We start from the raw sequence: 10505 nt of genomic DNA, 5'->3' as shown, positions 1-10505 counted from the left end.
GCCGAAGACCCAGAATTTGAAACTTTCTATACCAAAAACATTTTGCTGAACGAGGGTATCCGCGCTTGGATGGCTCCTCAAGACCAGCCCCACGAACAATTTATATTCCCTGAGGAGGTATTACCTCGTGGTAACGCTCTCTAATAGACCCGCAGTTATGGGTGGCGGTCGTGACCAAGAATCCACCGGTTTTGCTTGGTGGTCTGGTAACGCTCGTTTGATTAACCTGTCTGGTAAACTGCTAGGCGCTCACGTTGCTCATGCTGGCTTAATTGTCTTCTGGGCTGGAGCAATGACATTATTTGAAGTTGCTCACTTTATCCCAGAAAAGCCTATGTACGAACAGGGCTTAATTCTGCTACCTCACCTCGCTACTTTAGGTTGGGGTGTAGGCGCTGGTGGTGAAGTAATTGACACCTTCCCCTACTTCGTAGTTGGTGTACTCCACCTAATTTCTTCCGCAGTCCTGGGTTTTGGTGGTATCTATCACGCAGTTCGCGGCCCAGAAACCTTAGAAGAGTATTCTTCCTTCTTTGGTTATGACTGGAAAGACAAAAACAAGATGACCAACATCATCGGCTTCCACCTGATCATCTTAGGTTCTGGTGCGTTGCTGTTAGTGCTGAAGGCGATGTTCTTCGGTGGTCTCTACGACACCTGGGCTCCTGGTGGTGGTGATGTGCGCGTCATTACAAACCCAACACTCAACCCAGCAGTTATCTTTGGCTATCTGATCAAAGCTCCTTTTGGTGGCGAAGGTTGGATTGTCAGCGTTAATAACTTGGAAGACGTAGTTGGCGGTCACATCTGGATTGCATTAATTTGTATCTCTGGTGGTATTTGGCACATCTTCACCAAGCCTTTCGCTTGGGCGCGTCGTGCCTTTATCTGGTCTGGTGAAGCTTACCTTTCCTACAGCTTAGGCGCATTGTCCTTAATGGGCTTTATCGCTTCTTGTATGGTTTGGTACAACAACACCGTTTACCCCAGCGAATTCTTCGGCCCCACAGGCCCTGAAGCTTCTCAAGCACAAGCTTTAACCTTCTTAATTCGTGACCAACGCTTAGGTGCTAACGTTGGTTCTGCTCAAGGCCCCACCGGTCTAGGTAAATACTTGATGCGCTCTCCTTCTGGTGAAATCATCTTCGGTGGTGAAACCATGCGCTTCTGGGATTTCCAAGGCCCCTGGTTAGAGCCTCTGCGTGGCCCTAACGGTCTGGACTTAGACAAAATCAAGAACGATATTCAGCCTTGGCAAGCTCGCCGCGCTGCTGAATACATGACTCACGCTCCTCTGGGTTCTTTGAACTCTGTAGGTGGTGTTGCAACTGAAATCAACTCTTTCAACTATGTATCTCCTCGTGCATGGTTGTCTACTTCTCACTTCGTATTAGGATTCTTCTTCCTAGTAGGTCACTTGTGGCACGCGGGTCGCGCTCGTGCTGCTGCTGGTGGTTTCGAGAAAGGTATCGACCGTGAGAACGAACCAGTAATGTTCATGAATGACCTCGACTAAGTTGAAGTCCTTTTTTCATCACTGACAATCGAATTTTTAAAAGGCTCTTGTTTTACGACAAGAGCCTTTTTCTTTGAATTAGGACTTACGCAGTGAGACGAAAAATCAAGGGTTTGAGCAAGGGTATAAGGGTAGGGTGTTGACTTTGATAAGATTTACCCATTTTTTATTCATACAGTTTTGGAAGGAGTAATGAGTGATGAGTAAATACCAATGGCTATTACTTAAAGAACGCAAAAATAAATTCAACCAGGAAAGAATTGTGTATGAATTTTTTACCCCTCAACCCTTATACCAATTCACGAAATTACTGATACAAATCACTTCCTCTGCAACTCTGATTCCGGTCGCCGAGCGAAGTCGAGGCGCTGCTTTCATGTCTGTATCATTTTTAAAGTGAAATGGTATTACACCATTCTCAACAGTGGTTCCATTCTAAAGTGATCTCCAGATTACCTGTATCATTACCTTTCACTAATACAGGTGTGAGCTTCCCTGATTCAATGCCAATATCTATGCCAAATTTGACACTAGCTTTATCTGGCTTAACTTTATTTAATACTTCGGCAATTTCTGTTACAAGAGCTTCTAGGGGGGTTGTGACTTCGCTAAACGGTCTAACTTGAATATTTGGTTTGCGATCGCCTATTGGTGTAGCTTCAACTTTAATATTAGTACCATCAGCAAGTTCTACTGTAATAATTCTGCTTTGAATTTCCATGTGAGTTTAAATACATATCCATGCTGTAATAACATACAAACTTAACCACCACCCACATTCATCGCTGCTAACATTGCTTTTTGGCTAACATCTTTGTAAACGCCATCTAAATATTTCATGACCACATCACCCGCATTAACACTGACTGCTTCATCTTCAGTTTTAGCTAAGGGAATTGCACCTAAAACATCTAAGACTGTATCACCCATACTAGGCGCAATCACTACTAAAGATGAATCTAAAGGCTCATGATATTCCCAAAAAGCATTAAGATTGACTGCGGGTTGCTGAGGAGTAATTGTGTGTGGAATCTCTGATGTTGCAGGTGTATTTGCTTTTGGTTTAGCGCCGCGTAGTTGGCGTAAGTTATGAATAATTTTTTCTTTAGTCCGACCGCGTAATTGAAACAGCACAAAGGGGTCTTCGCTGAATCTGTCGCCTAATTGATAGTAAATTGCGCCAACGTGTTTACAAGGGTTAGCTTTATCTGGACAAGAGCATTTACTGTGAACATCACTCAAGGTAAAGGGAAATAACGAAAGACCGTTAGCCGTAAAAACTTCTTCAATATTTTGGGGCATTTCTCCTGCTAATAATTTGGCAGCGAATAATGCTTTTTTAGACATAGTTTCAATGACATAACCCCACTCTTCATCACTAAAAGAGTTGAGAGAAAGAGACACTGTGTAAGGTTCAACTTCACTACCTTGGACTTTAGCTAATACTTTCGCGCCTTTAAATTCAATGCTGAGAACGTTACCTTGCCGCGCATAATTTCGCGCCCGTTCTAACCGCTTTTTAAACCGATAAGAATCAAGTAACTCTAGCCATCTTTGTGACCACCATTCACGACTTGCTTGTAATGTGTAACTAGTCATAATTAATTACGAATTATATAGAAAATGAGAGGATGTTTGAAAAGTTTTGGGCGAATATAATTCGCTACTACATAAACTAATACCAAATTGAAGAATGATTGCGACAAATGAATTGCCCAAAAGCTTACCAGTAAAGCCTGTCTCAATCCAAAATCTGTCTTGAAAAGTTTGCTCAAGTCGGGGAACCCGCCCACGCAACTTTTCGCAAAATCTAAAATCCAAAATGGTATGAGTCCGCCTACGCTGACTAACCAAAAATCAAGATTTTCAAACCCACGGAGGTGAGTTTCGCCTGTATAGCCAAGCCACTGCGTTGGGCGGGTTCCCCGACTCCCTCAGTGGCGCGTGATTTCTAATCGCTGGGGCTGGCTTCAGTCCGAGGGCTATTTGCCGAAAGTTGATGCACATAACCTTTTACATAGCCTACACAAAACCGAAATATATTGGAAATATTCGGTTATTGGTTGTATGGATATTTATCCTGGTAATTAAGGGCGATCGCATCACCAAGACTATGACTATAGATATTCGGAAATTTTACCAAATCACCAATCCCAGTAAGACTTTAAATATCAATAATGGCGTAGATGATCAATACTATATAGATTTTTCCTCTGTGCGGGGCGGCGATATTATCAGCGAACTCAAAGAGAAAATTACTTTTTGGCAGCCTGATGAACCCACCTGCACTTTGTTTACAGGGCATATTGGTTGCGGTAAATCGACGGAACTATTAAGGTTACAAGCAGAATTAGAAAAAGACAATTTCCACGTAGTTTATTTTGAGTCTAGTGAAGATTTAGTCACAACAGACGTAGATATTGCCGATGTCATGTTGGCGATCGCGCGGCGTGTGAGCCAAAGTCTAGATAAAATTACACTGGAAGAACCTAAGAAGTTAAAAGAACTGCTACAAGGTGCGTGGAAAGTTCTAAACGCCGAAGTTACCGCCGCCGAACTTAAGGTTCCTGGGGTGGGTGATGTGGGTTTTAGCCAGGAAAACGAGAAATTTTCTCTCGCCTTTGGTATTGGTAAAATTACAGCGCGAACCAAAAGTGACCCTTCACTGCGGGAAAAACTCAATCAGTTTCTCGCGCCACAGAAGTTAACACTATTACAAGCCATTAACCAAGAATTATTAGCAGATGCGATCGCTAAACTCAAGCAGCAAGGTAAAAAAGGCTTAACAGTCATTGTAGATAATCTTGACCGCATTGATAATCGTGTCAAAGCTTGGGGTCGTCCACAACAAGAGTATCTGTTTGTTGACCAAGGCGAGTTTCTCACCAAGCTTAACTGCCATGTAGTTTACACCATGCCCCTGTCCCTGAAGTTTTCCAATGATTATGGAATGCTTACTCAACGCTTCCCGGAAGACCCGAAAGTTTTGCCGATGGTTCCTGTACAGTCGCCTGATGGCAGTATTCACACTTCAGGAATGGCACTCATGCAACAGATGGTATTAGCTAGAGCCTTTCCTGACATAGCACCAGCCGAACGCCTCAAAAATATTACCGCAATTTTTGATGATGCTACCACTCTAGAACACCTGTGTCGGATGAGTGGTGGTCATGTGCGTGACTTGCTCCGTCTGCTTAATAGCTTAATTCAAAAACAAAGACAATTTCCCCTGCGCCGGGAAACCTTAGAAACAGTCATTCGGGAACGCCGGAATGAAATCATGATGCCAATTTCTCCCCAAGAGTGGCAATTACTCCGCCGTGTTAAAGAAACTAAAAAAGTCAGCGATGATGAAGGTTATCAAAAACTCATTCGTAGTCGATTTGTCTTTGAATATCGAAATGGCGGCGAATCTTGGTTTGAGGTGAATCCCATTTTGGCGGAGACAAAGGAATTGCTTTAGAAAGCCTATGGTGTATGCACAAGTCGAATTACCCCCCTCTACCGTGTACACACAAGTCAAAAATTTGTAGTATGAAAGCCTATCCCGCCTTGAACTAAAGTTCCAGGCTCATAGCAAAAGTCCACAAAGCGTGGACTGGAAGACATTTTTGGTTGAGTCATCTTCAGATGACTTGCGCTATGAGACTCGGAATTCATTCCGAGGCGGGACAGATGCACTACACGAATATTTGTGTGTACACCATAGCCTTTACAAGCGGAGGGTTAGGGTGGGGTAATTCAAGGGCTGGTAGTAATTTCAGGAACTTGTGTGTAAACTGTAGCCTGCCTTGTCCTAGCAATCAATATTCACACTGACTTACTTATGACTGATTCACAGGAAAATGAAGCAAGACTGCAAGAACTAGCTTGGGCAATAGAAACTTCTGTCGGGCAGTTCAAGCTGATATTGGCACGATGTAATTATGCCAAACTGCGCGATCGCCTGATTGCCAGATTACAAGAAATCTGCGAAGTCGAGATTCGGGTTTTGCATTTAAAGCCATCAGAAAGGACGCTGCATAAAGCCATTCAAGAAGAATTTGGTGATAATATCCAAGCTTTAATGATTACTGGTTTAGAAACCTTGCGAGATTTACCGCAGATGTTAACCTCTGCAAATCAAGTCAGGGAAGAATTTCGCCGGAGTTTTTCTTTCCCGCTAGTCTTGTGGGTGAATGATGAAATTTATCAACAATTTAGCCAATTAGCTCCCGATTTAGAAAGTTGGGCGACTACAAATATATTTACTATTAGTTCTGATGAATTAACTTATTTTATTCAACAAACTGCAACCGAATTATTTGCTAATAGTTTTAATATTACCTTAGAGCTGTGTACAGAAATTAAATCCGCTTGGCAAGAATTACAAAACACTGCTGATTTTTTTACTCTAAATACTCAAGCTAATTGTCAATTTTTGCGAGGACTAGTTGCTTATATTGACCAAGATTTAGATGCAGCTATTACATATTATCAGCAAAGTTTAGCTTTTTGGCAGATAAGTAATAACTTAGAACGCCAAGGGCAGATACTCAGTCAAATCACGATTTGTTATTACGCCAAAGCTAGACAACTGGATAAACCTAACCCCCCAGCCCCCGAAGGGGGAGAAGAAGAACTCCCCTTTCCGCGTCGGAGAGGGGCTGGGGGAGAGGTCAAAACCGAAATTATTCAACAAATTCAAAATTATCTTAACCAAAGTATCAACGCCTTTGAACTTGCCCAACGTCCCGATTTAATTGCCAATTCCCTTGAGCAATTTGGCATTGTTCTACGCTATTTAAACAACTGGCATCAATTAAAAAACTTAGCTGAACGTGCTTTGCAAGTACATCAAGCTGAAAATAACAAAATAAAAATTGCTCAAGATTATAATTACTTAGCCGCCGTTGCCCTAGCACAAGCAAATTGGCAGCCAGCCCAAGAATCAGCTAAAACAGCATTAGATATTTTAGCGAATTACTCAGATGTAACCACTACTAATTATGATGCGCTGCGTCAGGAATTATTATTCAATATTGCCCAAGCCCAACAACATTTAAAACAATATCAAATAGCTATTAATAACTTGGCGGCAGCGAGAGTAATTGGCATTACTAACAACAACCCAGAGATTTACCTAAAAATTCTTGATGATTTACGCCAGTTATTTCTTCAGCAAAAACAATATCTGCCAGCTTTTGATACTAAATTAGAAATCCGTTCGATTGAACAACAATTTGGCTTGCGGGCGTTTCTTGGTGCAGGTCGGTTAGAAGCTGCAAAACAAGCAGGAACACCGAATATTACGCCATTAAAACTTGAAAATAAAGATAGCATCGCCCCAGAAATTGCCGCCTCTGGTCGCCAATTAGATATAGAACAGTTAATTGAACGCATTGGTCGCCATGACTATAAATTGATAGTAATTCACGGGCAATCGGGTGTGGGTAAAAGTTCTTTGGTGAATGCGGGACTAGTACCAGCTTTAAAAAATAAGGCGATAGGTTATCGAGACAACTTACCTGTAGTTATGCGCGGTTATTCCAACTGGGTGAGAGAGTTGGCAAGGTTGATGGGTGAAGGGAGGTCACTGAGCGAAGTCGAAACACCGCACTCCCACTCATCTACACCCCCGCCCCCCCGGTTGGTGAGCGAAGTCGAACCACCACCCCCCCACTCCCTACTAAACCAACTCAAAGAAAATGAACAAAACAACCTCCGCACTGTGCTGATATTTGACCAGTTTGAGGAATTTTTCTTTGACACCGAACCAAAAGAGCGACGGCAATTTTTTGAGTTTTTGGGTGAATGTTTAAATGTTCTGTCAGCGAAGGTGATTTTGTCATTGCGGGTAGATTATCTCCATTACTTGCTGGAGTGCAATGATTTATCCAGTATGAAGATTATTGCTAATGACATCCTCAGCCGGAATGTGCTGTATAAGTTGGGGAATTTTTCACCGGAGAATACCAAGTCAATTATTGAGCGTTTAACTCAAAATACGAGTTTCCGTTTAGAACCTGCTTTAATTGATCAACTAGTGCAGGACTTAGCCGAGGAATTAGGCGAAGTTCGTCCTATTGAGTTGCAGGTAGTTGGGGCGCAACTGCAAACGGAAAACATTAGAACCCTGGCAGAATATCGCCAGCGAGCAACAAAACAACAACTAGTGCAGCGTTATTTAGATGAAGTGGTGAATGACTGCGGTGGAGAAAACAAGCAAATTGCAGAAGTGCTGCTGTATTTGCTCACCGATGAAAAGGGAACTCGCCCCCTAAAGACTCGCGCGGAACTAGAACGAGATTTGCAGCAATTTATGATCCCCCCAACCCCCTTAAAAAGAGGGTCGCCGCAGGCGGGGGGATCTCCAGAACTAGTATTAACAACCAACCAACTAGACTTAGTATTAGAGATATTTGTGAAATCTGGCTTAGTCATGTTATTGCCAGAAACACCTGCTGACCGATATCAATTAGTGCATGATTATCTAGCCGCCTTTATTCGCCAGCAACAGGAACCAAAGTTAAAAGAGATAATGGCGGAACTGGAAAAAGAAAGACAGCAACGCAAACTAAGTGAAGCCAAACTCAATAGTTTTTTAAAACGCGCCTTATTTGGTTCAGTTACAGCCGGCATAGTATTAGCTGGGTTAGCAGTCACAGCCTGGAATGCAGCACAACAAGCAGACAAGCAAAGAAAACAAGCCGAGATTAGTGAAATTAACGCCTTGAATAATTCTTCAGAAGCATTGTTAGTTTCTGCACAACACCCTGATGCTTTAATTGAAGCTTTAAAAGCGGGAGGAAGACTGAAACAAGCACCTTGGGCAAAATCTGATACCCAAATGCGGACTGTAGCAACTTTAAACCAAGGGGTGTATTTACAAGCCGGAGAAAACCCAGCAAATCGAGCTATAGCCGTAGAAGGAAAGACTTTAGAAGGTCATAGCAGTTCAGTCTGGAGTGTCAGCTTCAGCCCCGACGGCAAAACCCTGGCATCTGGCAGTGGTGACAACACCATCAAACTTTGGGATATCAGCACAGGTAAACTCCTGAAAACCCTGAGCGGTCATAGCAGTTCGGTCTATAGCGTCAGCTTCAGCCCCGACGGCAAAACCCTGGCTTCTGGCAGTGATGACAACACCATCAAACTTTGGGATGTCAGCACAGGTAAATTCCTGAAAACCCTTCCTTCGGAACGCTACGCGAAGAGCGGTCATAGCAGTTCGGTTTGGAGCGTCAGCTTCAGCCCCGACGGACAAACCCTGGCTTCTGGCAGTACTGACAACACCATCAAACTTTGGGATATCAGCACAGGTAAACCCCTGAAAACCCTGAGTGGTCATAGCAGTCCGGTCATTAGCGTCAGCTTCAGCCCTGACGGCAAAACCCTGGCTTCTGGCAGTGGTGACAACACCATCAAACTTTGGGATGTCAGCACAGGTAAACTTCTGAAAACCCTGAGCGGTCATAGCAGTGAGGTCAAGAGCGTCAGCTTCAGCCCCGACGGCAAAACCCTGGCTTCTGGCAGTGGTGACAACACCATCAAACTTTGGGATGTCAGCACAGGTAAACTTCTGAAAACCCTGAGTGGTCATAGCAATTGGGTCAATAGCGTCAGCTTCAGCCCCGACGGCCAAACCCTGGCTTCTGGCAGTGGTAGCATATTGGGTGATGACAACACCATCAAACTGTGGGATATCAGCACAGGTAAACCCCTGAAAACCCTGAGTGGTCATAGCAGTCCGGTCAATAGCGTCAGCTTCAGCCCCGACGGCAAAACTCTGGCTTCTGGCAGTGGTGACAACACCATCAAACTTTGGGATGTCAGCACAGGTAAACTCCTGAGAACCCTGAACGGTCATAACAGTCCAGTCAACAGCGTCAGCTTCAGCCCCGACAGTCAAATCCTGGCTTCTGGTAGTGATGACAAGACTATCAAACTCTGGGATGTCAGCACAGGTAAACTTCTGAAAACCCTGAGTGGTCATAGCAATTGGGTCTATAGCGTCAGCTTCAGCCTCGACGGCAAAACCCTGGCTTCTGGCAGTTCTGACAACACCATCAAACTTTGGGATTTGAATCTTGATAACTTATTAGACAGTGGTTGCACCTTGCTCAATAACTACCTTATTGCCCATCCCGAAACATTAGAAGAAGTCAAAGAATGCCAAACACCATCTCGGTTAATGTCAGCAGCTACTGTGTTAGTTACCCAAGGTGAAAAGTTAGCCCAAAATGATGATGTTAACGCTGCTGTTGCCAAATTCCGCAGAGCAAAACAATGGAACCAGCAATTAAACTTTGACCCCCAAGCCAAAGCCACAGAGTTTAATAACCCAGTCAAAGCACAAAGCAAACTGGTAGAAGGTCAACAGCTTGTCAAATATGGCAAAGTCTCAGAAGCCGTCACAGCTTACACCGATGCCCAAAAGTTAGACCCCAAAATCGAAATCTCTGCCGATGCTTGGAATACACTATGCCGCCAAGGTAGTCTACGCAAACAAGCCCAGCTAGTATTATTCGCCTGTGACAAAGCCGTCACCCTTGCACCTGATGATGGCGTTATTCTTGATAGTCGCGGTTTAGCTAGGGCGCTAACAGGTGACACCCCAGGCGCAATAGCCGACTTTGAAGCCTTCATCGCCTGGAGTGATAATAAAGATTACAAAGCCCAACGCCAACGCTGGGTGAAGGAGTTAAAAGCTGGTCAAAATCCCTTCACTGATGCGGAATTGAAGGGTTTGTTAAATCAGTAGATGTAGATTCGGCGCAATGACATTATCGGTGTTGCGTAATATAGCGGTTCTTACTTGCTTGGAATACAGGAACCCCACCCCGCATTTGCTAACGCAAACGCTCCCCTCCCCGCTTGCGGGGAGGGGTTGGGGGCTGACAGGTGTAGGTTTTTTACAATTAGGAGGAGTTAAAGCAGAAGAAATCGTCAACAGGAGTAGAAGGAAAAGAACTCCAGCGATGAAGATGAATCGGAAGGTGATTGAGAA

5 protein-coding genes and 1 pseudogene are annotated in these 10505 nt (G+C 43.9%); 4 read left to right on the top strand and 2 right to left on the bottom strand.

All coding sequences use genetic code 11. The annotated features are described in order from the left end of the window. Positions 1-144: pseudogene (locus H6G79_RS35505) on the top strand (photosystem II D2 protein (photosystem q(a) protein)); the annotation flags it as partial. Beyond that, positions 128-1516, top strand: a complete 1389-nt coding sequence (psbC, locus tag H6G79_RS35500) for a photosystem II reaction center protein CP43 (RefSeq protein WP_190595213.1) — start codon at positions 128-130, stop codon at positions 1514-1516. The pseudogene H6G79_RS35505 and the gene psbC, both read left to right, overlap by 17 nt. A gap of 418 nt (positions 1517-1934) precedes the next feature. Here the strand turns inward: psbC and H6G79_RS35495 are convergent, their stop codons facing one another. Continuing rightward, positions 1935-2237: a CU044_2847 family protein gene (locus H6G79_RS35495; protein ID WP_190595212.1), complete on the bottom strand. Its 303-nt coding sequence runs from the start codon at positions 2235-2237 to the stop codon at positions 1935-1937. 41 nt (positions 2238-2278) lie between these two features. Then, the gene (locus H6G79_RS35490; protein WP_190595211.1) at positions 2279-3115 is read right to left on the bottom strand and encodes an SWIM zinc finger family protein; all 837 of its coding nucleotides are present in this window, start codon (positions 3113-3115) and stop codon (positions 2279-2281) included. 514 nt (positions 3116-3629) lie between these two features. On the opposite strand from H6G79_RS35490, the gene H6G79_RS35485 reads away from it, so the two are divergent. Further along, complete coding sequence (locus tag H6G79_RS35485) at positions 3630-4979, top strand: P-loop NTPase fold protein (RefSeq protein ID WP_190595214.1); 1350 nt, start codon at positions 3630-3632, stop codon at positions 4977-4979. Between the two features lie 363 nt (positions 4980-5342). Next, entirely contained in the window at positions 5343-10259 is a 4917-nt protein-coding gene (locus H6G79_RS35480) for a ribosome assembly protein 4 (RefSeq protein ID WP_190595210.1), read from the top strand. Positions 10260-10505: the final 246 nt, after the last annotated feature.

The sequence above is a fragment of the Anabaena sp. FACHB-83 genome, assembly GCF_014697485.1.
GTDB lineage: Bacteria > Cyanobacteriota > Cyanobacteriia > Cyanobacteriales > Nostocaceae > Nostoc_B.
The sequence above is the reverse complement of the archived record's forward strand: the minus strand, read 5'-3'. Positions and strand labels throughout refer to the sequence as shown.